22 protein-coding genes are annotated in these 21,489 nt (G+C 65.5%); 10 read left to right on the forward strand and 12 right to left on the reverse strand.

What is annotated here, in order from left to right; genetic code table 11:
- Positions 1–215 precede the first annotated feature (215 nt).
- The 4 genes from ftsH (at position 216) to J8I34_RS18830 (ending at position 6,589) form a co-directional block, all read left to right on the forward strand.
- On the forward strand, positions 216–2,102 hold the full coding sequence (gene ftsH / locus J8I34_RS18815; protein ID WP_051320472.1) for an ATP-dependent zinc metalloprotease FtsH: 1,887 nt from the start codon (positions 216–218) through the stop codon (positions 2,100–2,102).
- An 18-nt stretch (positions 2,103–2,120) separates the two neighbouring features.
- On the forward strand, positions 2,121–3,434 hold the full coding sequence (locus J8I34_RS18820; protein WP_051320473.1) for an erythromycin esterase family protein: 1,314 nt from the start codon (positions 2,121–2,123) through the stop codon (positions 3,432–3,434).
- Between the two features lie 119 nt (positions 3,435–3,553).
- Positions 3,554–5,191: a chaperonin GroEL gene (gene groL, locus J8I34_RS18825; RefSeq protein WP_029047182.1), complete on the forward strand. Its 1,638-nt coding sequence runs from the start codon at positions 3,554–3,556 to the stop codon at positions 5,189–5,191.
- 27 nt (positions 5,192–5,218) lie between these two features.
- The gene (locus tag J8I34_RS18830) at positions 5,219–6,589 is read left to right on the forward strand and encodes a nicotinate phosphoribosyltransferase (RefSeq protein ID WP_209806683.1); all 1,371 of its coding nucleotides are present in this window, start codon (positions 5,219–5,221) and stop codon (positions 6,587–6,589) included.
- Positions 6,590–6,605: 16 nt separating this feature from the next.
- Here J8I34_RS18830 and J8I34_RS18835 read toward each other — a convergent pair whose 3' ends face one another.
- The 3 genes from J8I34_RS18835 to J8I34_RS18845 are packed head-to-tail and all read right to left on the reverse strand — an operon-like array spanning position 6,606 to position 8,549.
- A complete protein-coding gene (locus J8I34_RS18835; RefSeq protein WP_209775032.1) occupies positions 6,606–7,262 on the reverse strand; it encodes a BON domain-containing protein in 657 nt (218 codons plus the stop codon).
- 23 nt (positions 7,263–7,285) lie between these two features.
- A complete protein-coding gene (locus J8I34_RS18840; RefSeq protein WP_209806684.1) occupies positions 7,286–7,912 on the reverse strand; it encodes a phosphoribosyltransferase in 627 nt (208 codons plus the stop codon).
- A gap of 31 nt (positions 7,913–7,943) precedes the next feature.
- A complete protein-coding gene (locus tag J8I34_RS18845) occupies positions 7,944–8,549 on the reverse strand; it encodes a nitroreductase family protein (RefSeq protein ID WP_209806685.1) in 606 nt (201 codons plus the stop codon).
- Between the two features lie 439 nt (positions 8,550–8,988).
- On the opposite strand from J8I34_RS18845, the gene J8I34_RS18850 reads away from it, so the two are divergent.
- Genes J8I34_RS18850 through J8I34_RS18860 form a run of 3 tightly spaced genes read left to right on the forward strand, consistent with a single transcriptional unit; the run spans position 8,989 to position 11,904 of the window.
- The gene (locus tag J8I34_RS18850; RefSeq protein WP_232232393.1) at positions 8,989–9,381 is read left to right on the forward strand and encodes a hypothetical protein; all 393 of its coding nucleotides are present in this window, start codon (positions 8,989–8,991) and stop codon (positions 9,379–9,381) included.
- Positions 9,382–9,385: 4 nt separating this feature from the next.
- On the forward strand, positions 9,386–10,132 hold the full coding sequence (gene phbB / locus J8I34_RS18855; RefSeq protein WP_209806686.1) for an acetoacetyl-CoA reductase: 747 nt from the start codon (positions 9,386–9,388) through the stop codon (positions 10,130–10,132).
- Positions 10,129–11,904, forward strand: coding sequence for a PHA/PHB synthase family protein (locus J8I34_RS18860; protein WP_029047189.1), 1,776 nt, complete (start codon positions 10,129–10,131; stop codon positions 11,902–11,904). The genes phbB and J8I34_RS18860 overlap by 4 nt, the downstream gene beginning before the upstream one ends.
- Positions 11,905–12,363: 459 nt before the next feature.
- On the opposite strand, the gene J8I34_RS18865 is transcribed toward J8I34_RS18860, so the two are convergent.
- The 3 genes from J8I34_RS18865 to J8I34_RS18875 all read right to left on the reverse strand — a co-directional run bounded on the left by J8I34_RS18865 (position 12,364) and on the right by J8I34_RS18875 (position 14,460).
- Positions 12,364–13,203 (reverse strand): universal stress protein, encoded by an 840-nt coding sequence (locus J8I34_RS18865; RefSeq protein ID WP_029047191.1) that lies wholly within the window; start codon positions 13,201–13,203, stop codon positions 12,364–12,366.
- Positions 13,204–13,682: 479 nt separating this feature from the next.
- Complete coding sequence (locus J8I34_RS18870; protein WP_029047192.1) at positions 13,683–13,961, reverse strand: DUF1488 family protein; 279 nt, start codon at positions 13,959–13,961, stop codon at positions 13,683–13,685.
- Positions 13,962–14,007: 46 nt separating this feature from the next.
- The gene (locus tag J8I34_RS18875; protein ID WP_209806687.1) at positions 14,008–14,460 is read right to left on the reverse strand and encodes a universal stress protein; all 453 of its coding nucleotides are present in this window, start codon (positions 14,458–14,460) and stop codon (positions 14,008–14,010) included.
- Positions 14,461–14,630: 170 nt separating this feature from the next.
- On the opposite strand from J8I34_RS18875, the gene J8I34_RS18880 reads away from it, so the two are divergent.
- Positions 14,631–15,170: a flavodoxin family protein gene (locus J8I34_RS18880; protein WP_209775042.1), complete on the forward strand. Its 540-nt coding sequence runs from the start codon at positions 14,631–14,633 to the stop codon at positions 15,168–15,170.
- 129 nt (positions 15,171–15,299) lie between these two features.
- Here the strand turns inward: J8I34_RS18880 and J8I34_RS18885 are convergent, their stop codons facing one another.
- The 6 genes from J8I34_RS18885 to fnr all read right to left on the reverse strand — a co-directional run bounded on the left by J8I34_RS18885 (position 15,300) and on the right by fnr (position 20,157).
- On the reverse strand, positions 15,300–15,779 hold the full coding sequence (locus J8I34_RS18885) for a carboxypeptidase-like regulatory domain-containing protein (protein ID WP_029047195.1): 480 nt from the start codon (positions 15,777–15,779) through the stop codon (positions 15,300–15,302).
- A gap of 62 nt (positions 15,780–15,841) precedes the next feature.
- Entirely contained in the window at positions 15,842–16,309 is a 468-nt protein-coding gene (locus tag J8I34_RS18890; RefSeq protein WP_029047196.1) for a universal stress protein, read from the reverse strand.
- Between the two features lie 210 nt (positions 16,310–16,519).
- On the reverse strand, positions 16,520–17,356 hold the full coding sequence (locus J8I34_RS18895) for a universal stress protein (protein WP_029047197.1): 837 nt from the start codon (positions 17,354–17,356) through the stop codon (positions 16,520–16,522).
- An 84-nt stretch (positions 17,357–17,440) separates the two neighbouring features.
- Positions 17,441–18,343, reverse strand: coding sequence for a TPM domain-containing protein (locus J8I34_RS18900; protein ID WP_051320474.1), 903 nt, complete (start codon positions 18,341–18,343; stop codon positions 17,441–17,443).
- A 182-nt stretch (positions 18,344–18,525) separates the two neighbouring features.
- The gene (locus J8I34_RS18905) at positions 18,526–18,987 is read right to left on the reverse strand and encodes a pyridoxamine 5'-phosphate oxidase family protein (RefSeq protein ID WP_029047199.1); all 462 of its coding nucleotides are present in this window, start codon (positions 18,985–18,987) and stop codon (positions 18,526–18,528) included.
- Positions 18,988–19,365: 378 nt separating this feature from the next.
- Positions 19,366–20,157 (reverse strand): fumarate/nitrate reduction transcriptional regulator Fnr, encoded by a 792-nt coding sequence (gene fnr, locus J8I34_RS18910; RefSeq protein WP_029047200.1) that lies wholly within the window; start codon positions 20,155–20,157, stop codon positions 19,366–19,368.
- A gap of 368 nt (positions 20,158–20,525) precedes the next feature.
- Here fnr and J8I34_RS18915 point away from each other — a divergent pair, with 368 nt between their 5' ends.
- Positions 20,526–20,948, forward strand: coding sequence for an Hsp20/alpha crystallin family protein (locus tag J8I34_RS18915; RefSeq protein ID WP_029047201.1), 423 nt, complete (start codon positions 20,526–20,528; stop codon positions 20,946–20,948).
- 26 nt (positions 20,949–20,974) lie between these two features.
- A complete protein-coding gene (locus J8I34_RS18920) occupies positions 20,975–21,445 on the forward strand; it encodes a CBS domain-containing protein (RefSeq protein ID WP_209775050.1) in 471 nt (156 codons plus the stop codon).
- Positions 21,446–21,489: the final 44 nt, after the last annotated feature.

The following is a 21,489-nucleotide window of genomic DNA, read 5'->3' on the forward strand; positions in this document are numbered from 1 at the left end:
CTCACATCGACCCGAACAATGGCGTGGGACACCTCCACGCAGCTGAAGTGAAGCGCTTCTTGCGCAAGTCGGCCGTGTATCTTTTCCACCCGCGGGCGCATCGCCGCCGTCGCACACCACCCGTTTCGCCGGCCGGGCAGACCATTCGCCACCGGCGCCACCGTGGCGCAGCGAGTTCCCGGGCGCCGACTGCCCACTGCCACCTGACGACGGCCATGGAACGTAGCAAACTGAACTTCTCACTCTGGTACCTGCTCGCGGCGGTCCTGACGACGCTGGCACTCCAGTTCTACGTCGCCACAGAAACCGTCACTACCCTTGCCTACAGCGACTTCAAGGCCCTGCTCAAGGCCGGCAAGGTGCGCAGCGCCACTGTCGGCGAGACGGCGATCAGCGGCACGATGGCGACCGCCGGGGTCGAGACCCTCCTGCCAGCCGACCAGGCGGCCGCGCTACAGCGCGGCGGTAGCCCCGAGCGGGCCTTCACCACGGCCCGCATCAGCGATTCCGGACTGCTCGCCGATTTGGACGCGGCCCATGTGCGCTATGCCGGGCAGGCCGATGCCAGATGGCTGGGCACGCTACTGTCCTGGTTCGTGCCGGCACTCGCTTTCTTCGCGATCTGGAGCATGCTGTTCCGGCGCATCGGGAATGCCGCGGGAGGGCTGATGGAGATCGGCAAGAGCAAGGCCCGGGTCTATCTGCAGCAGGAGACCGGGGTGACCTTTGCCGACGTGGCCGGCATCGACGAGGCCAAGGTCGAGTTGATGGAGGTGGTGGACTTTCTGAAGAATCCCGAGCGGTACCGGCGCTTGGGCGGCAAGATCCCCAAGGGGGTGCTGCTGCTGGGCGCCCCGGGCACCGGCAAGACCCTGCTGGCGCGCGCGGTTGCCGGCGAGGCCGCGGTGCCGTTCTTCAGCATGAGCGGCGCCGAGTTTGTCGAAATGTTCGTCGGCGTGGGCGCGGCACGCGTGCGCGACCTGTTCGCGCAGGCCGAGCAGAAGGCGCCGTGCATCATCTTCATTGACGAGCTCGACGCGCTGGGCAAGACCCGTACCTTCAACGTGGCCGGTGGCCAGGACGAACGTGAGCAGACGCTCAACCAGCTGCTGGTGCAGATGGACGGCTTCGACACCAACAAGGGCGTGATCATCATGGCCGCCACAAACCGGCCGGAAATCCTCGACGCTGCACTGCTGCGGCCGGGTCGCTTTGATCGCCATATCGTGCTGGACCGCCCCGACCTGAAAGGTCGCGAGCAGATCCTTGGCGTGCATGTGCGTCATGTCAAACTGGCTCCGGAAGTCAATCTCCGTGAACTGGCCGCGCGCACGCCGGGCTTTGCCGGCGCCGATCTTGCCAACCTGGTCAACGAGGCCGCCCTGCTGGCCGCCCGCCACGAAAAGCCGGCGGTCGACAACGCAGATTTCAACCTGGCCCTCGACCGCATCGTTGGCGGGCTGGAAAGGCGCAACCGGATCATGATCCCGCTGGAAAAGCAGACCATTGCCTACCACGAGGCGGGACATGCACTGGTCGCCGAATGCCGCCGCCATGCGGACCGGGTCTCGCGCATCTCCATCATTCCGCGCGGCGTTGCGGCGCTCGGCTATACGCAGCAGACCCCGACCGAAGACCGCTACCTGCTCCGCCGCAGCGAGTTGCTGGACCGGCTGGATGTGTTGCTGGGCGGGCGCGCTGCGGAACAGATCGTCTTCGGCGACGTCTCCACCGGCGCGCAGAACGACCTGGAACGCGCCACCGACATGGCGCGGCAGATGATCACCCAGTTCGGCATGAGCGAATCGCTCGGTCTGCCGTGCTACGAGCGCGCACGCAGCCCCCTGCTGCCCTCCGCGGCCGCCCTGTCGCGGCCGGAACGCGAGTACAGCGAGCGCACCGCGCAGGCCATCGACGAAGAGATCCGGCTCACCCTCGACCAGTCCGCCGAGCGGGCTCGGCAGACCTTGCTCGAGCAGCGCGCGCGCCTCGACCGGCTGGCGCACCTGCTGCTTGAGAAAGAAGTGGTCGACCGGGCCGCGCTCGACGCCCTGATGCAGGCGGGCGCGACAGCGCCGCACGACGAACCCGTCATGCAGTAGCCATCCGAGGAGTACCCCATGGCATCTCCGCTTACCCCTTTCCTTGCAGTCCGAGCGGCTGCACAGCGCCTGCAGGGCAATGCCTCCGACTACGAGCCACTGCTCGACATGGCCCGCGGCAAGGACTTTGTTCTGCTTGGCGAAGCCACGCACGGCACGGCCGAGTTCTACCGGATGCGGGCGCAGATCACGCAGGCGCTGATCCGTGGCCAGGGCTTCGATGCCGTCGCCATCGAAGGCGACTGGCCCGACGCCTGGCGTGTCAACCGCTATGTGCAGGGCGAGGGCGACGACAGCGCCGGGGAGGCCCTGAGCGATTTCGAGCGCTTCCCGTCCTGGATGTGGCGCAACCGGGAGTTCCTGGCGTTCATCGAATGGCTGCGCGGACACAATGCCGGCCTGCCGCCGGAGCGGAGGGTCGGTGTCTATGGGCTCGACCTCTACAGCCTGTATCGCTCGGCCGAGGCCGTGATCCGCTATCTGGAGCACGCCGACCCGCTGCAGGCCGAGGCTGCCCGGCAGCACTATGCCGCGCTCGACCATGTACGTGATCCAACCGCCTACGGCTACCAGGCCGCGTCCGGGCTGCGCGCGCCAGCGCGCGACGGCGCCATCCGCCAGCTGCTGCAGCTGCGCACCGACGAGGCCGCCTACATCTCCCGCAACGGCCTGGCGGCCATGGATTCGCACTACTTTGCCGAGCGCAACGCAACGGTGGTCGTCAATGCCGAAGCCTACTACCGCGAGATGTTCGGCCGCCGTGTCAGCACCTGGAACCTGCGCGACGCGCACATGGCACAGACGCTGTCTTCGCTGGCCGCCTACCGGCTGCGCCGCGGCGGCAGCGGACGCATTGTGGTCTGGGCCCACAATTCCCACCTCGGCGATGCGCGCGCCACGGAATCGCAGCTGCGCGGCGAGTGGAATCTCGGGCAACTGGTGCGCCAGCAGGCCGGTGTGCAAGCGCTGCTGGTCGGCTTTACCACCTACACCGGCCACGTCTGCGCCGCCTCCGAATGGGACGGCGACCCTGAACACAAGGCCGTGGTGCCGGCGCTGCAAGACAGTTGGGAGGCACTGTTCCACAGCACCGGGCTTGACCGCTTTTTCCTGCCGCTCGGGCCCCAGGCCAGCCACCCGCTCTTCGAGGTGATGCTGGAGCGCGCCATCGGCGTGCTCTACCTGCCGCGCACGGAGCGCGCCAGCCACTACTTCGATGCCTCGATCGCCGGCCAGTTCGACGCCCTCTTCCACCTGGACGAGACCACCGCGCTGGAACCGCTGCAGCCGGGGCATCCCGTGCCCGCGCTGGACAGCGACTGGCTGGACTGAAGCGCGCCTGTCACGGGCAGTATGCGCGACCCTGGCGTTTGCGGTGCATCAACGTGTGGACCGGCACGCCAACTATCGTAAAGCGAGCCAGACCCACCCGTGTCAACGTGGAGATCGTCATGCCTGCCAGAACACTTATCTTTCACCAGGGCGCGCGCCGGATGATGCTGAGCGGCGTGGAGCAGCTGGCCCACGCGGTCAAGGTGACGCTGGGCCCAGGCGGGCGCAACGTGATCGTGGAGCGGCCCGACATGGTGCCGCTGGTCGCCAATTCCGGCGTGGTCGTAGCGAAGTCGGTGACGCTGGCCAATCCGTTCGCCGACATGGGCGCCCGCCTGCTCTGCGAGGCTGCGGTGCGCACCAGCGAGATCGCCGGTGACGGCACCACGACCGCGACTACACTTGCCCACGCGATCGTGGCCGAGGGCGTGAAGTACGTCGAAGCCGGCCACGATCCCATGCAACTCAAGCGCGGCATCGAGGCCGCCGGAAAGCTGGTCGCCGGCGCCTTGCTGGAAAGTGCCCGTCCCTGCGGCAACACCGACGAAATGCGCCAGATCGCCACGATCTCGGCCAGCGGCGACCAGACCGTCGGCGCGCTGGTGGCGCAGGCGGTCGAGCGGGTTGGCAAGGATGGTGCCGTCAGCGTGGAGGATGGCTCCAAGCTCGACGACGCACTCGACATCGCCGACGGCGCGCTGATCGATCGTGGCTATCTATCGCCCCTGTTCGCGACCAACGAGAGCCGAGCCGTCGTGCTGGAATCGCCATTGGTGCTGCTGTGCGACGCGAATATTGCCGCGATCGCGCAGCTTCTCCCCGTGCTGGAGGCCGTGAGCCGCGCCAGCCGGCCCTTGCTGGTCATCGCCAACGACGTGGAGGGCGAGGCCCTCGCCACGCTGGTGGTGAACAATCTGCGTGGCGCGCTGAAGAGCTGCGCGGTCAAGTCGCCCGGTTTCGGCGACTCGCGTACCGAGCAGCTGGGCGACCTCGCTGCGCTGACCGGCGCCACCGTGGTCTCGCCGCAGGCCGGCATCTCGCTCGAGCACGTGACGCTGGAACAGCTTGGCGAAGTCCGCCGCGTGGAGGTCAGCAAGGATACCACCACCCTGATCGGCTCCGGTGAGGAACGCCCGCGCGTAGCCGAGCGCATTGCCGCCCTGCGCCTGCGCCTGGACGAGGCGCGCTCGGACTATGAGCGTGAGGCCCTGCAACGGCGCCTGGCCCGGCTGGCCGGCGGCGTGGCGGTGATCAAGGTGGGCGCGGCCACGGAGAGCGCGCTGCACGAGCGCAAGAACCGCTTCCAGGATGCATTGCACGCTACCCGCGCGGCGGTGGACGAGGGCATCGTCGCCGGCGGCGGCGTGGCGCTGCTGCGCGCCCGCGCCGCCCTCGAAGCCTGGCAGGCGCCGAATGCCGAGCAGGCCGCCGGCGCCCACATCGTCCACGCGGCACTGGCCGCACCGATGCGGCAGATCGCCGCCAACGCCGGCGCGGACGCCGACGCGGTGGTGCACCAGGTGTGCGCCGGCGCGGGCACGCTCGGCTACGACGCCGGCACCGAGCGCTATGGCGACATGATCGAACTGGGAGTGATCGACCCCGTCAAGGTGGTACGTACGGCCCTGCAGAACGCCGTGTCGGTCGCCTCCCTGCTACTGACGACGGACTGCATGATCGCGATCCAGCGCAGCCCGACCAGCCAGGGCGATGCCGGCACGAGCCTGGGGTCTTCGATGTTCGGCGAAGATTACTGAGTAACTCCACCGCCTGCGTGATCCGCCATGACTACCATCGATAGCGAAAGTCCATTGCTGACCGATCTGTACGAGTTCACCATGATGCAGGCGTACTTCGACAGCGGCATGAGCGATATCGCCAGCTTCGAGTTCTTCGTGCGCAAATTGCCGCCGGGCCGTAACTTCCTGCTGGCCGCGGGACTGGAACAGGTGCTCGCCTACCTGGAGCGGCTGCGCTTCAGCGCGGACGACGTTGACCAGCTGGCGTCGACCGGGCATTTCAGCCCGGCGTTCCTGCAATCGCTCGCGCACTTCCGCTTCAGCGGGGAAGTCCAGGCCATGCCGGAGGGCACGGTGTTCTTCCCGGACGAGCCCATCCTGCGCATCACCGCGCCGATCCAGCAGGCCCAGCTAGTCGAAAGCCGGGTCATGAACCTGCTGCACTACGAGACCATCGTGGCCAGCAAGGCGGCGCGCGTGGTGCTGGCGGGGCCGGGGCGCATGCTGGTCGATTTCGGCCTGCGCCGCGCGCACGGCGCCGAAGCCGGCCTGCTTTCGGCACGGGCCAGCTATCTGGCGGGATTCACGGGCACCGCGACGCTGCTGGCCGGTGTGCGCTTCGCCATCCCGTCGTATGGCACCATGGCCCATTCCTATGTGCAGGCGCACCTGGACGAGGCCGAGGCCTTCGCGTCGTTCGCGCGCTCGCAGCCGGACAACGCCACGCTGCTGATCGACACTTACGATACCGAGGCCGCCGCGCACAAGGTGGCGGCACTGGCTTCAACGCTGCGCGCCAGCGGGATCGCCGTCAAGGCGGTGCGCATCGACAGCGGCGACCTCGGCGAGCATGCGCGCCAGGTACGCGCCATCCTTGACGGCGCCGGCCTGCAGTCGATCGGCATCTTTGCCAGCGGCAACCTGGACGAGTTTCGCGTCCGCGACCTGGTAGCAGCAGGCGCGCCCATTGACGGTTTCGGCGTCGGTACGCGCATGAACACCTCGGCCGATGCCCCGTATCTCGATTGCGCGTACAAGCTGACCGAGTACGCGGGCCTGCCGCGGCGCAAGCGCTCGGAAGGCAAGGCCACCTGGCCTGGCCGCAAGCAGTGCTACCGTCGTTACGGCGCCGACGGCACCATGCTCGGCGATACGCTGACGATCGAAGGGGATGCCTGCGACGGGCTGCCGCTGATGCAGCCGTGCATGGCGGATGGCCGGCGTGTGGCGCCAGACGTGCCGCTGCTGACCAGCCGGGGCTATGCCGCACAGCAACTGGCCGCGCTGCCCGCCCGCCTGCGTGCCTTGGAGCAGTCGGCACCCTATCCGGTCATCGTCAGCACTGCCCTGCAGGACCTGGCGCGCGCTGCCGATGCGCTGACCGTTGAGGCCGGCAAGGCAGCCAGGCCTCGATAGTGCATCGTTGCAGAGCTTAGCCGGGCTTGACTTCGATCTGGTTGACGACCGCGCTGACGCCTGGCGCAGACCAGGCCGCTTCGAATGCCGCCTCGCGTTCCGCCAGCGTGCGCAGGATGCCGGTCAGCGTCACCGCGCCGTCCCTCACCGTCACGGTTACCTGGTCGGCGTCGCTGGCGGCCTGGCGTGCGATGGCCGCCTGGATCCGTGCCGCGACGTCCTGCTTGTCGGCACGAGGCCGGATGGCTAGCGCATTGGTAACGCCGACCACGCCGAACAGTCCGGCCACGGCGTGCTCGGCGGTGGTGCGCTGGTAGTACCAGTCGACATCGCCGCTCAGCGTCACCACACCGTGTTCGACCAGGATCCGGATACGGTCGGCCGGCACCATCGCATTCCAGGACAGTACGTTGGCTGCGGCCCGGGCAATGTCGGCATCGGTGCGGCGCGCATCGTCGGGCAGGTGAACGTCCAATTCCACGGCCAGCGCTCGCACGCCGGGAATGCGCCTGACGGCCGCTTCCGCCGCGTACTTCTCGGCAAAAGTGCCAAGGTGCCCGGTCAGCGTGACGACGCCGTCCTGAACCTGGACCCCGATCTCGTTGCCATGGACCGCCGGATTCCAGATCAGCGCCGCGGTCACGTCTTGCTGCAGCTGCCTGTCGCCTTTCATGAACCCCTCCTCGCGTGTTGTCTTTACCGCTCCTTCAGGCATGCCACGACCTCCGCATCCTCGACCTGCGAGAAGTCCCGGTAGAACTGCCCCACTGCCCGGAAGCCGGCCGGAGACTCCAGGCACACCACTTCGTCAGCATAGGGCTGCAACAGCTCCAGCGTCCGCGGCGGCGCGACCGGCACCGCGCAGATGAGTCGCGCGGGCTTCTGCTCGCGGATGGCGTGCAGCGCGGCGATCATCGAGGCACCGGTGGCCAGGCCGTCGTCCACGACGATAACCTCGCGTCCGGTGGCGGGGATCGGCTCCCGCCCGGGTGTGTAGGCAGTCCGGCGCTGCCGCAGCACTTCAAGCTGGGCTGCGCGCTCGCGCTCGATGTAGCCGCTGTCGGCGCCTGCCGCAGCAGCATAGGGTGTGAGATAGGTCCAACCGCTCTCGCTCACGGCGCCGATGGCGTACTCGGGGTTGCCTGGCGCGCCGAGCTTGCGCACCAGCACGACGTCAAAGTCTCCACCTAGCGTATCGGCAATGATGGCGCCCATCGGCACCGCGCCCCGGGGTACGGCCAGCACCAATGGCCGTTCTCCAACGTGGCCATCGAGCACACGGGCCAGCTGTTTGGCGGCGTCGGCCCTGTCAATGAATGGCATGGTCCTTCTCCTGTGGCTGCCTGGGGGTGGCTTACGCCGGATAGCCCACACTCTGGGCCAGGATCACGCGCTGGTCGGGCTCCAGCCGCATGGCCGCGGCCAGGGCGCGGCGGTCCAGCAGGCCGCGCGCCACGGTGGCCAGGCCAGACGCGGCGCAGAAGAGGTAGACGTTCTGGCTGATATACCCCGTATCCAGCGCGGTATAGAACTGGCGCAGCGGCTTGTCGGTCTCGTCGAGCCTGGAGAGCCGGCTGACGTAGACGAGGTTCAATGGCGCCTCGGCAACATAGTCCTGCAGGCCGGTGGCCGCGCGCAGGTCTTCGCCGATGACCAGCCGAAGGCGCCAGTCCGCCGGTTCGAGCACGTACAGGCCGTCGCGCAGCGCCACGTACAAGTCGATTTCCTGCCAGTTGCGGGTCGAGGGCGCGGTGCGCAGGCCGGTGCCCGGGCGATTGACGCCGAAAGCGGCCCACAACAGGGACGACAGCAGTGCGTCATCCAGGCTCCGCGGGGCGAAATGTCGCGTAGAGCGGCGCTGCTGCAGCGCGGTCAGCAGCGGCATGCCGCCGTCGGTTTGCGGTGCCGGCAGCTTCAGGTATTCCACGCCGGCTTCGGATAAGACGATGGGATGTGTCACGTCGTGCTCCAGATGACGGGGCCGGCACGGCCCCCTGGAATTACCGTAGGCGGCGAGCGGGCCCTGCCATTTGGGATGGATCAAAGGAACGCCTGTTTGCGCGCGGCACGTAGGAGGACATCTTCAGTGTCGGGTTCCTGATCGGCCATGTCAGGCGTGGGGTACGGCCGCCGGCCATGCGACCCTTGTGCTCTGACAAACGCAGGCCACGGCCTGGCGATACCTGCGCGCTCCGACGCATTGCGCGCTCCTTGCGATATGTCAATTCCCGCCAGGATCGCCCTCCTAGACTTATCCAGGCCTGCGCGCCCCGGGCAGGTCATCCGCTTGCTATAGGAGTTCCACCATGCCAGACCATAGCGATCCCGCCTTCGAACTTGCGCGCTGCGCCGAGCAGTCCGCCGTGCGCATATGGCTGCGTTGGCAAGAATCGCACCAGATGCTGCTCAGGCTCCGCCTCAAGACCCTGGATGAGGACATCAAGGGCGCCCGGCAGGCCCTCGTGCGCGTCAACGATGCATCCGACTGGAACGCCTTCCATGGCCTGCCCGCTCAAATTCTGGCCGCGCAGTTTGAGCGCAGCGCCGCACATGCACGCGACTTTGGCAGCCTTTACATCGAGATGGCCTCCGCCTTCATGGAGCACCTGCGCGAGTCGACCGAAGCCTGGCAGGACTACCAGCGAAAAGTCATGGTGGAGGGAGGCGTCTACGCGCCCTTTGCGGAATCGGCGCGCGAGATGTTCGACAACGTCGGCCGCCTGATGGCCGTTCCAACCCCAGGCGCAAAGGCCCCGGCCCGGGCGCGCCCGGCTGCCGCGGCACGGAGCTGACGAGATGGCCGGACAACGCATCGCCCTGGTGACGGGAGGCATGGGCGGCCTCGGCGAAGCGATTGCCGTGCGGCTGCTGGCCGACGGCGTGCGCGTCGTAGTCACACACTCGGAACACAATGACCACGTCGCCCACTGGCTGGGTGCGCAACGCAACGCCGGCCGCGAATTCACAGCATTCCCGGTCGACGTGACAGACTTCGAGTCCTGTCAGCGCTGCGTGTCGCACGTGCGCAGCGAGGTCGGCGACGTCGACATCCTGATCAACAATGCCGGGGTCACGCGCGACCGGACCCTGCGGAAGATGGAGAAGGCCGACTGGGACTTCGTGCTGCGCACGGACCTCGACTCGCTCTTCCATATGACGCGCCCGCTGGTTGAGCCGATGGTGGCGCGGGGTTGGGGCCGGATCGTCAATATCTCTTCGGTCAATGCCTCGCGAGGCGCTTTTGGCCAGACCAACTATGCCGCCGCCAAGGCGGGGGTACATGGCTTCACCAAGGCGCTGGCGCTGGAACTCGCCCGCAAAGGCGTCACCGTCAACACGGTATCGCCTGGCTACCTGGATACGCACATGGTGACGGACATGCCCACCGAAATTCTCGAGCGGGACGTATTGCCGACCATCCCGGTCGGCCGGCTTGGCAAGCCGGCGGAGGTCGCGGCACTGATCTCCTACCTGTGCGGCGACGACGGCGCATTCGTCACCGGCGCCAACTTTGCCATCAACGGCGGGCAGCACCTGCAATGAGAATCGATGACCGGGCGCAGCCGCCCAGCCTTGCGGCCATACCAGAATGCGCGCCGCCGCCCGCCATGCCGGCACAAGTCTGGCTGGACAAGCAAACCCGCGCCAGCCTGGCCCGCGCCACCGGCGGCCTGTCGGTGATCTCTGCGAGCCTGGCCGGGCTCGACTGGGCACTGCAGCTCGGTATCGCCCCGGCAAAGATGATGCAGGCCTGGCAGGTGTGGCTGGAACACAGCATCGAGGATTCGCCACGGCTGTTGCCGACCGTGGCCGAGCCGCCGTCAGTCGATGTCAGCGACCAGCGCTTTGCCGATACCGGCTGGCAGGACTGGCCTTATCGTTGCTGGCGCGATGCGTTCATGCGCGACGAAGCCTTCTGGGAGTCGCTGACGCAGGATATCGACGGTCTGTCGCGACATCACCAGCACATCGTCGCCTTCTGTGCCCGGCAATGGCTTGACTTGTTTTCACCGGGCAACGTCTGGTGGATGAACCCGACGGTCGCCAGGACCGCCGCGGGCACTTTCGGCGCCAACTTCCTGCAAGGAGCCCGTCATTGGCTGCAGGACGCCAGCGAGTTGCTGTCGGAGTTGCCTGGCCTGCCCGCCGGGAGGCCCGCTCTGGAGTACTTGCCCGGGCGCGACGTGGCACTGACGCCCGGCAAGGTGGTGTTCCGCAACGCGTTGATCGAACTGATCGAGTATGCGCCCGCACCCGGCACCGATACGGTCTGGCGCGAGCCGGTGCTGATCATACCGTCCTGGATCATGCGATATTACATCCTCGACCTGAAGCCCGAGGATTCGCTGGTGCGCTATCTTGTGGAGTGCGGCCATACCGTGTTCATGATCTCGTGGAAGAACCCGGACGCCTCGGCCCGCGACTTCGGGCTGAACACCTACCTGGAAACCGGGCTGCTGGCAGCGATCGAGACCGTGCACGCGCGCTGCGACCGCGCTCACATCCACGCCGCCGGGTATTGCCTGGGCGGCACGCTGCTTGCCACGGGCGCCGCCATGCTGGCGCGCGACGCGGGCGGCGGGCCGCTGGCCAGCATGACGCTGTTTGCGGCGGAAACCGATTTCCATGATCCGGGGGAACTGGGGCTGTTCATCGACAAGAGTTCTCTTGCCACGCTCGACGCCCTCATGTGGAGTCAAGGGTATCTCGACGGGCCGCAGATGAAGTCTGCCTTTCAGATGCTCAATACCCACGACCTGATCTGGTCGCGGGGGATGAGCGAATATTTGCTCGGCCAACGTTTGCGCGCCAACGACCTGGTCTCTTGGAACCGCGACACCACACGGCTGCCTTACCGCCTGCATTCGGAATGCCTGCACAAGCTGTTCCTGGGCAACGAGCTGGCCACCGGCAAGCTGTGCGTCGGCGGACAGCCAGTCGCCCTTTCGGACCTCGACCTCCCGCTCTTTGTGGTTGGCACCGAACACGACCACGTCTCGCCCTGGCGCTCCGTGTACAAGCTGCACTTGCTGACCCAGGCCGAACTGACCTTCTTGCTGACTTCTGGCGGCCACAACGCGGGCATCGTGTCCGAGCCGGGCCACCCGGGCCGACGCTATCATGTGCATACACGACGGGCCGACGCGCCCTACCTGAGCCCGGAGCAATTCCTCAGCATGGCGGAGTACCGCGACGGTTCCTGGTGGCCGGCGTGGCATGACTGGCTGGCAGCCCACTCTACCGGGCGCTGCACGCGGCAGGCGCCGGCCCAAGGTCTCGCGGACGCACCCGGCACCTACGTGCTGGAACCCTAGCAGGGGGTTGTTCACAGCGCTGTGCCTGGCACATTGCAGCCAGGCATCATTGGTAGCGCTGGATACGGGAGCGGCACACCTACCCTCGCGGCCTGGCGATTTCAGTACATCGCCGCCCGTACACAAACGCTCGTGCGGAAAAAATCCCCGGCAGAGAAGCCAGCCCTGATCGCGCGAGCTCGCCAGACAGCGTAGGTTCGACCGTGGACCTCGATGTACCGCTTACGGGTAGCCGGCTCGAACGGAAACATGCCATCGGAGACAGGAAATGCCGGCCGACGCCTAAGGAATTCGTTCCAAAAGCCCTCCGCAAACTGGCGGAGTGTCAGGCTGTCATCTTTCATCGCATCTCATCGAGCGACACGCTACCTGGACTGATGGCCATCGGCCGACTTGCCTCGGTATCCCGGGCAACTGCAGCATCGCACGTCCCCTCACATCTCCGATTCACCGCGGTGATTAATGCGACATCATTACCGGCACTGTCATCGACTCGAGCAGCGTTCGGGTAACACCGCCAAGGACCAGCTCATGCATCCGGCTATGCCCGTAGCCTCCCATGACGATCAGGTCAGTGTTTCTGTCCGCGGCGTGTGAGAGCAACAGCTGGCCCACGTCATCGCCGTCTCCCGCTGCAAAGGTGCTCAGCTGCGCTGCCACGCCATGCCGAGCCAGCCAGTCCACGGCATATTGAGGCGGCGAAACCCATGGTCCCTTCAGGACGCCATCCGGAGTCCACGAAACCACGGCTGCGGTGCCTGCGCGCTGCAGCAGCGGGAGCGCATCGCGGATGGCCCTCGCCGACTCGCGGCTGCCGTTCCACGCCACCATGATGTTCTTGCCAACGCTCGGAAACCGGCCCGCATAGGGAACCACCAGCACGGGGCGCCCGCATTGCAGCACAATGGACTCAACGAAGCCGGGCTCGGCGTAGGCCGCCTCATCAGTGGGATCGTGCTGTCCGAGGATGACAAGGTCTGCCCGATGTGCCTCTGCCTGCACGGTCGCGGCCGTAGCCCAGTCCGGTGCCTGCCATTCCGTCACGACGTCGACCTCATCAGTCGCGCCCATCAGCGCATGGCGGGCTCGCTCCCCGACCTGATGCTGCCATTCGTTGTAAGAGGCGAGATAGCGGTCACCATCCACCAGGTAGCGCACGGCCGTAGGGTCCGGCTTGCCGACGGCAAGCAGGCCGATCATCGTCGATTTGAACCCCAGCGCCAGCTGGGTGGCGAGTTGCAGCCGGTCGTACACGCGACGGCCAGCATCCAGATGAACCAGAATCGTTGCGTAGTCCATGGATTATCTCCATCAGGCAGCCTCCAAACGGGCTTTGGTTAAATCTATATCGGCACCCCGCCCCGGCTCTGTCGTGCATCAAGCCGGCTTCCTGGCCGTGCCACGATCGGTACTGGTGGTGCCCTGGTTCGCGCCACTATGATTTCCATAGAGCGAGCGTCGGAGCCTCGTCCAAATGCGCCCCGGTGGCAAGCGTTGCGATCAGGCCGTGCGGTCAGCCGAGCACGAGAGGCCGTGGCCCGGAACACCAGGCACAGGTTGCTCCAGGTTGCCTGCCAGCGCGGCCGTGCGTGGCTTAGGCGGCCGCAGCAGATCCGGTACGGCAGTGCACGCTGCGAATAACGGCACCAACGCGCATGCGGCAAGCCTGTACCATCCTGGCCGTCTTGCCCGCCTGCAGGAATGAAAGCGATTCTTCATGGGGCCCTCCTTGTCGGGCACACCGCCCCGGGGGGATTTCGACGGCCACGACGTACGTCTCACACCGCGAAGCGAAAGTGGCCGCTGTGCAGCACGATGTGCCGCGCACCTGTCATCTCGAACAGCGCTCCCGCGACGCGTTCGATGTCCTGGCGGTTGCGCATGAACGCCGGCAGCAAGTCTTCACTACGGTACGAGCGTGCGCCGAAATGATCCTCAAGCGCCTCGGCGGTGATCTCATAGGTTGCCGGCGCGTCGTCCACCTTCGCGGCACACTGCAGGCTTGGTCCGGTCGGGCAGTAGTCCGGGATTTCGCCCGAAAAGTCGATCTTGTGCATAGCTCTCCTCGCGTAACAACGTCCTCCAAAGTGTCTGTTCGCCTGCCTACGTCTCTTCGGCGCGCACAAGCAGGACGGGCGCGACGGCCAAGGTAATCACGCTGCGGGCGACGCTGCCCATGACAAGTCGCCGTACGCCCCGTCGGCCATGCGTTCCCATCACAACCAGATCGGCGCCCCAGCCATTGGCTTCGGTCGCGATCGCAGTAGCAACGTCGCCATCGGCCGTCGGCTTTCCCAGCATCCGGGTTACGTGGCGAATGCCCGACGCTGCGAGCCTGCTGGCGGCAGCGGCGAGGACGCCTTCCCCCGCCGTCGTGAGATCCTCAAGCAATCTCACCGGATCCAGGTTACTAACATCCAGGAACGGGCTACGGTCATCGACCACATGGACCACCTCTACTTCCGCATTAGCGGCGCGCCCGATGATCATTGCCTGCTCCAGGGCAAGTTCCGAAGCGGCGCCGCCGTCCATGGCGACGAGGATGCGCTTGTACATAGGGTCTTCTCCGCCGATGCGAGGCCTGGGGTGGCTCAGATTTTGACTGGGTGAATTCAGCGTAGGGCGGCCCAGCATTTCCTGGTTGATGCGCATCAACTGCAGGCGCGACGTAGCACCTACGCTGCAGAGGCAGCACATCCACGCTGCCAACCTGACTGGAGCTTGCGATGATCCAAGCCGCAATCGTTTACTACTCACGCACCGGCACCGTACGCCAGGTCGCAGAGGCCGTTGCCGCGCGATCGGGATGGCCACTCGCCGAGGTCGCCGACGTGAAAAGCCGCGCCGGGGCCCTTGGCGACCTCCGTTGCGTGATCGATAACCTCTTTCACCGCCAGGTGGAGTACCGGTACGAGGGCCCGGCTCTCGATCGCTGCGAGCACGTTGTGATCCTGGCACCAGTATGGATGGGCAGGCTGGCGGCGCCGATGCGCAGCTTCCTCAGTGCCAGCATCGCCAGGCCACCGCTGGCCGCGCGCGTTTCGACAATCTGTGTGATGGCAGCTCGCGGTGGCTTCCAGGCAGAGGCGGAAATAGCCAGGCTCACGGGCAAGACACCCGCGCCGGCACTCGTACTGCTCGAACGCAATGTGCTGAGTGGGGATGCCACCGCCGAGATCGATGACTTCGTCCAGGCGTCGCGCATCGCGGATTCCAGACCTGCCCACGTCGAGCGGCCCGCCTGGCTGTCCCCGAACGAGACCTGAACGCTTCTTCCTCTTCCCTGACGGCTCCGTCGTTCCTCGTCCGCGAGGTTGTCCATCAGCGGCCACGAACTAGCGAAGTGTGCAGTGGTGTGGTGCGCGCGGGGGGCACGGTCCTCCGGGGCGGCAGGCTCAACGACGCGCACAGGGGGATGCGCCGCAGAGCAGCCAGTCGTCCTCGAGCGTATTGACCGGCAGCCGGAACGTCATGTCGAGCGGCTCGCCTGCGACGACGATGTCACGCATCTGGTCCCGCCCTTGGTAGCCCACCGCGAGCCGATAGGCACCTGGCTTGAGTTGCATGTAAAACAGCGGCCCGCTTGCGGTAGTGTGCAGCACGGCGTGGCCCCCCTGGCTGGCTACGACCACCGTGGCGCCGCTCAACGGGTTGCCACGCCCGGCGTCCACCATCGTCAGCCGCACATTGAAACGCGCGGCAATGGCCAGCATCCTCCGCATGCCTGCTTCCTCTTCTCCGCCCGATACGTAGGAGACGCCATGCTGCTCCATGATCTGCACGTCAGCGGGCGCGGCGCGAGTGGCGCAACCGATCGTTGCAGCGGATATCGCCAGCGACGACAGTCCAAGCGCAAGCCTCCTAAGAATCTTCATTTGCGTCGCTCCTATAGGACTACCGGAATCTCGCGAGGTAATTGCCGGCTGGAACCGAACGGTCAGGCTCCCTCGCTATCGCAGCCTGGCTGTCGAACGAGCAGCACGGGGCGAACCGTCTTGTTGACGACGTGCTCCGAGACCGAACCCAGCACCATGCGCCGTGCGCCGCGATGGCCGTGTGTGCCCATGACGATAATGTCTGCGCTCCAGTGGTCCGCTTCCGCGACGATCGCCTCGGCAACTTTCGCGGGTGTGCCTGGGGTCTCGGTCAACCTGCTGCTCCAGCGCACGCCGGCGGCACTCAGGCGCTCGCCAGCGCGCGCCAGCACTTGCTTGCCATAGGCAATAATCTCGGCCATCAGCCAGGGCCGGTATCCCGGCCTGATCTCGAAGAGCAGGTCGCTGTCGTCGACGACGAACATGGCACTGACCTCGGCGTGGGTGGCCAGCGCCATGGACACGGCCTGCTCCAGGGCATTTAGCGAAGAGCGGCTGCCATCGATGGCTAGGAGAATGCGGCGGTACATGGCGGCCTCGGCGTCGGCTATGGGTTCCTTCCAAATTAGCGGCCGCGAGGACATTCGGGTTGATGCCCGTCAACGGAGTCCTAAAGTCATACCCTAAGTCGCCAGGCCGGTGGGTTGCGAATCCAGACCGGGTCAACGAAACACGCAAGCCACGCGTCTATGTGCAGCACAATCGCTGCGAGCTTGTGGCATAGAGCACTTCGCCGATATTCAATGCGACAGCAGCAGCGGCATCTCGGCATGGTGCATCAGCGTCCGCGTTGTGCCTCCCAGCATCACTTCGCGCATACGAGAATGTCCGTATCCGCCGGCCACCAGCAGGTCCGCGTTCAGGCTGCGTGCAGCCTCGAGCAGCACCCGACCCACCGCCTCGCTCGTCGGTTCGTTGTACACGCCCGCGGCGATGCCATGCCGTTCGAGGTATTGCCGCAGGCCCGCAACCGGCTCCGACTTCGGACTGGGCCGCTCGTCCCGGTTCCATACCGCCACGATAGTGATCCGCTCTGCGCGCAGCAACAGCGGCATAGCGTCCGCCACCGCGCGAGCAGCCTCTCGCCAGCCATCCCACGCGATCACGATATGTTCCAACCCCAGCTCCTGGTATGCATCCGGCACCAGCAACACGGGCCGCCCGGCATTCAGCAAAACATATTCGGCGGTCTCGGCTGCAAGGCTGCCTACCGAATACGGGTCGGGCGGTGGTGCAAGCACGACGATGTCCGATACGCGGCCTTCCTGCGCCAACGCCCATCCCGGATCTTCCTCAACCAACAAATGGGTGTGTCCAACCCCGGGAGCTGCCTGCTCCATGATGCGCCGGAACGCGGTTCCCGCTTCCTCCGCCTGTGCCGCCGCGCTACGCCCGGCGACATCCGGATAGCGCCGCGCATCGCTGCTGATGTCCGGGATGCGCTCGAATGGCAGGCCGGTTGCTGTCAATCCCACTACATGACCGCCGCTGCATTTGGCGAGGTTCGCTGCAACGCCAACACGCGTTGCGCAGCCGATGTCGCGCCCAAGTTGGACCAGTACGGTCTTGAAGGCCATGATGCTCTCCTGCGTAGGAATTTCGAAAAGCGTCCGGCGACCCGGATGGCGTGCCGATCTCGCATGACACCAGCGGCACTACCATCACCACTTGCCGGACGCACCACCACCGCCAAAGCCGCCACCCCCGCCGCCGAATCCGCCAGGGCCCGAGCGACCGCGACCTCTTCCGGAGCGGCCGCCAATAGTTAGCAAGCCCATGTGCGAGCCACCCATCAACGTGAACAAAAGCGCGATTGCACCCGCAACCATGCCGGCAAAGATGGTTCCGGAGAGTATCCACGCGACCACCCCAACGGCTCCACCCGTCGCGACTGAACCCGGGAGGCGCCCCAGCATGGAGCGCAGTACCCCACCCAGAACCAGAGTGAGCACAAGGAGGATTGGCATCAGTTGCCGGACGGGGTCGTCCCTTCCCCCTGTCGTTTCTTTCGGCGGTGGCAGCGGCTCCCCTTCGATGACCCCAAGCATGCGATCAATGCCCGCAGAGACACCGCCATAAAAATCGCCCTGCTTGAATCGGGGCACAATGTCTTCACTGATGATCCGCTTGCTCGTGGCGTCCGTCAGGACGCCTTCGAGGCCATAGCCCACCTCAATGCGAAGGGTGCGGTCATCCCTGGCGATGATGAGCAGCGCGCCGTCATCGACGCGCTTGCGCCCGAGCTTCCATTGCTCGACCACGCGAAGCGAATACTGTTCGATGGTTTCCGGCCGGGTCGTGGGAACCATGAGAATCGCAACCTGAGTTCCCTTCCTGGCCTCAAAATCCTGCAGCGTCTGATCCAGGGACGCCTGCTGTTCGCGCGTAAGCGTACCTGTCAGGTCAGTCACCCGCGCCGTCAATGACGGAATGGCGACTTCTGCAAGGGCGCCAAGAGACACGAAGGCGGTCAGCGCCAGAAGCAGCCCCCGCGCGATCGAGAGCAGATTTACCTGATACCCGCCGGGGCGCAGGTAGCCGCGGCACCGATTAATGGCGAGCATGACGACAACAGCTGCCCTTATGTTGCGCACATGACACCTCGTTCCTCTTGCAGCCGTCTGAGCGAACTGCATGAGCCTGACATAGGCTTCCCCGGACGCAGGCGCTGCTGCAGAACTGGCTCTTCCACACGCTTCCCGGTTTGCAGGACGGACTCTCGCTTTCCGTCAAAAAGACCCACGGCTCAACAGGTGACAAGATCCGTATGTCCAAAGCCCTTGGAATAGTCAAGCACGGAAATGACCATCGGAGTCACCCTGAATATCCGGACGTCGTCCACGGTGGGCATCGGCACCGGCAAGGCCATTTGCTCCGGATACTCCGGATACTTTGATGGGAACAACTGCAAGATCCTGTGCGCGACAACTGGATCGACCACCAGTTGCGCGTGCGCCGCCATGGACAGGCCAGTAATCGCCATGAGATCTGACGTATCGTGGTCAATTGTCAGCGAGACACGGTCGTCCGATGCCAGATTCCCGGCTTTTTGGCTGCTCGGACCACAGAGGAAGTAGAGCGTGAGTCCCTCGTTCACATAACCGACAGTCGTAGCCTGAGGCCAGCCATCCGGCCTCAGCGTGGCAAGCGTCATGATCCTGTGCTGGCTCAACAAACTCAGGATCTTCTGTCTGATCTCATCGTCCATATTTGGCTCACTGTTACGTCCGTACGGACAAAGCTAAACACCAGGCGCGGCCGGCATGGCCGCGGAGTGACCGCCAGCCATCTTGCCTTTGGCTACACGCCTCATTCCAAAGTAGCGGTCGCCAGGGCATTCAGGTTGACGGCAGTCAACGAAGCCCTAAGTCACCCATGTCCGGCCGATTGCCGTCCCCATGACCTGGATCACTCCACCGCTGTCCACGGGCAATCAGCTCGGCATTCCCGGCCGGCTCGGAGACGTCATGGCCGCCGCCGCGTCCCGCGAAGCGGCACGCTGGTGTTCCGGCCGCTCGAGATCGATACGTGGCAGGAGCATGTCATCTACATGCGTTCACGCCATGCCTTACCGGGTATGACGCCGCTAGCGCGCATCCAGGGCGTCCAGGTTGATCAGCTCGATGGACTTGCCCTGCACCGTGAGCAGGCCTTCCTGCTGGAATTTGGACAATGTCCGGCTCACTGTTTCCAGCGTCACGCCGAGAAAGCTGCCGATGTCCTCACGCGTCATCCGCAGTACAAAGGACGTGGCCGAATAGCCGCGCTCCCGGTAGCGTGCCGAGACGTTCAACAGGAATGCCGCCACACGCTGCTCGGCGGACATGTTGCTCAACAGCGTCATCTGCCGCGATTCCCTGACGATCTCGGCACTGAACATCTTGTGCAACTGTCGTTGCAGAGGCTTGATCTCGCGACAAAGCGCCTCGAGCAGGTGGAACGGGATCACGCAGACCACGCTATCCTCCAGGGCAATCGCATCGCAGTTATGGGATTCCTGGCAGACGCCGTCCATGCCGATGGAGTCTCCGGCCATGTAGAAGCCGGAGATAGTTTCCTTGCCCCGCTCCGGAGACACCACGGTCTTGAACGAGCCGGCGCGTATCGCATAGAGGCTTCGGAACGGATCGCCGGCCCGGTACAGCCGTTCGCCCTGCTTGACCGAGCGCCAGCCCTGCACGACGGTGTCCAGGCGAGCCATTTCGCCGGCCTCCAGGCTGGCGGCCATGCAGATGTTCCGCATCATGCAGCTCGTGCAACGGGCCCGGGAATCGCACGACACCTGGCCCGCAGGCGTCGGATCCTCCCCCCTGGCGAACGTGACGGATACGCTTTGTACATCATAAACACCATCAGATTCAGTACGCGAGTCAAACATGGTTATCTCCAGCCTGCCGGCCCTTTCCTGATCCCGACCCTCGCCTCGCCCGTCTCGTTTTGCCGACCGCATCGTCGTGCGCGCCGCCATCTGTTTGCTCGAAGTATTGGCTGCCCGCGCCCGGACAACCAGAAGCCTGCGCTGAGTTGCGTGTCAGAAATGCAGCGTCCCTTGTCAGGGTTCCCTGACAGGGGGCATGCCGAATCGCGAGGCATTCCGGGCGGGCAGATGTGAAGCATTGCCGGTACCTGCGCACGCCGCCGTGGCAATGTGCAAGCCTTTGATGCAAAACAAGCCGCAGCCGCTCCGGCTTGCCAAAGTAAGAAGCATCCGGTGCGCACCGCGCGCCGTCATCCCAGGAGACCAAGATGAGCAACCTCAAGCGCTATGACCCGTTCTCGATCGAACCGCTGGGCGACATGCTGCAAAGCATGCTGCGCAACTGGCGGATTGCGCCAGACAGCGAGCTGGCGTTCAAGGTAGACGTGGCCGAATCCGACACCAGCTTCACCATTACCGCCGACCTGCCGGGCGTGAAGAAGGAAGACATTAACGTCAGCGTAGACCGTGGCACCGTGATGATCTCGGCCAAGCTCGAGAAGGCTTCCGAAGTGAAGGAAGGCGACCGCGTGATCCGCCAGGAGCGCTACAGCGGCTCGATGCAGCGCGCCTTTACGCTGGACGGCAACATCGACACGGAAAAGATCGATGCCAGCTTCCAGGACGGCGTGCTGCGCCTGGTGCTGCCCAAGAAGGAAAGCTCGACCCAGCAACGTATTACCGTACGTTAAGCGAGTGCGTCAAAAAGGAGGCCGGGATGCAAGTCAAGGATATCTGTTCAGCGAAGGCCGTGCACGTGCCACTATCCTGCACCCTGCAGGAAGCCGCGGTGCAAATGCGGGACCGCCACGTCGGTGCGTTGATCGTGACAGAGAACTCACCGGCCGGGACGCGCGCGGTGGGCATGGTCACGGACCGGGACATCGTCATTAATGCGACGGCCACCGGGGCGGACCCCTGCCAGACCGACGTGGTCGAGGTGATGACGCGTGGCCTGGTGGCGATCCCGCGGGATGCCGTCGTCGCCGATGCATTGCAACTAATGCTGACGCATGGCGTAAGGCGCCTGGCGGTACTGGATGGCGAGGCCGTGACGGGGGTGATTGCGCTCGATGACCTGTTCGCCGCCCTCGCGACCGACTGGGGCATGCTGTTTTCGCTGGTGCGCAAGGAGCAGGAGCGAGAGCGAGAGCGTTCCGGCAGCGCGCCGACCGGGTTGCACACCTGACCACTCATCCGCCTATCGACTCCACACCCGGCGCTCCCTGGCGC

The organism is Cupriavidus phytohabitans (assembly GCF_017815025.1).
Lineage (GTDB): Bacteria > Pseudomonadota > Gammaproteobacteria > Burkholderiales > Burkholderiaceae > Cupriavidus.

Bases quoted from the DNA above. Each gene is read 5' to 3' on its own strand.
- J8I34_RS18875 (WP_209806687.1), bottom strand. From the start codon at position 14,460: ATGTACAAGCGCATCCTCGTCGCCATGGACGGCGGCGCCGCTTCGGAA.
- J8I34_RS18840 (WP_209806684.1), bottom strand. From the start codon at position 7,912: ATGCCATTCATTGACAGGGCCGACGCCGCCAAACAGCTGGCCCGTGTG.
- phbB (WP_209806686.1), top strand. From the start codon at position 9,386: ATGGCCGGACAACGCATCGCCCTGGTGACGGGAGGCATGGGCGGCCTC.
- fnr (WP_029047200.1), bottom strand. From the start codon at position 20,157: ATGTTTGACTCGCGTACTGAATCTGATGGTGTTTATGATGTACAAAGC.
- J8I34_RS18885 (WP_029047195.1), bottom strand. From the start codon at position 15,779: ATGAAGATTCTTAGGAGGCTTGCGCTTGGACTGTCGTCGCTGGCGATA.
- J8I34_RS18830 (WP_209806683.1), top strand. From the start codon at position 5,219: ATGACTACCATCGATAGCGAAAGTCCATTGCTGACCGATCTGTACGAG.
- J8I34_RS18895 (WP_029047197.1), bottom strand. From the start codon at position 17,356: ATGGCCTTCAAGACCGTACTGGTCCAACTTGGGCGCGACATCGGCTGC.
- ftsH (WP_051320472.1), top strand. From the start codon at position 216: ATGGAACGTAGCAAACTGAACTTCTCACTCTGGTACCTGCTCGCGGCG.
- J8I34_RS18870 (WP_029047192.1), bottom strand. From the start codon at position 13,961: ATGCACAAGATCGACTTTTCGGGCGAAATCCCGGACTACTGCCCGACC.
- J8I34_RS18900 (WP_051320474.1), bottom strand. From the start codon at position 18,343: ATGCTCGCCATTAATCGGTGCCGCGGCTACCTGCGCCCCGGCGGGTAT.
- J8I34_RS18880 (WP_209775042.1), top strand. From the start codon at position 14,631: ATGATCCAAGCCGCAATCGTTTACTACTCACGCACCGGCACCGTACGC.
- groL (WP_029047182.1), top strand. From the start codon at position 3,554: ATGCCTGCCAGAACACTTATCTTTCACCAGGGCGCGCGCCGGATGATG.
- J8I34_RS18920 (WP_209775050.1), top strand. From the start codon at position 20,975: ATGCAAGTCAAGGATATCTGTTCAGCGAAGGCCGTGCACGTGCCACTA.
- J8I34_RS18835 (WP_209775032.1), bottom strand. From the start codon at position 7,262: ATGAAAGGCGACAGGCAGCTGCAGCAAGACGTGACCGCGGCGCTGATC.
- J8I34_RS18860 (WP_029047189.1), top strand. From the start codon at position 10,129: ATGAGAATCGATGACCGGGCGCAGCCGCCCAGCCTTGCGGCCATACCA.
- J8I34_RS18820 (WP_051320473.1), top strand. From the start codon at position 2,121: ATGGCATCTCCGCTTACCCCTTTCCTTGCAGTCCGAGCGGCTGCACAG.
- J8I34_RS18915 (WP_029047201.1), top strand. From the start codon at position 20,526: ATGAGCAACCTCAAGCGCTATGACCCGTTCTCGATCGAACCGCTGGGC.
- J8I34_RS18890 (WP_029047196.1), bottom strand. From the start codon at position 16,309: ATGTACCGCCGCATTCTCCTAGCCATCGATGGCAGCCGCTCTTCGCTA.
- J8I34_RS18905 (WP_029047199.1), bottom strand. From the start codon at position 18,987: ATGGACGATGAGATCAGACAGAAGATCCTGAGTTTGTTGAGCCAGCAC.
- J8I34_RS18865 (WP_029047191.1), bottom strand. From the start codon at position 13,203: ATGGACTACGCAACGATTCTGGTTCATCTGGATGCTGGCCGTCGCGTG.
- J8I34_RS18850 (WP_232232393.1), top strand. From the start codon at position 8,989: ATGCTGCTCAGGCTCCGCCTCAAGACCCTGGATGAGGACATCAAGGGC.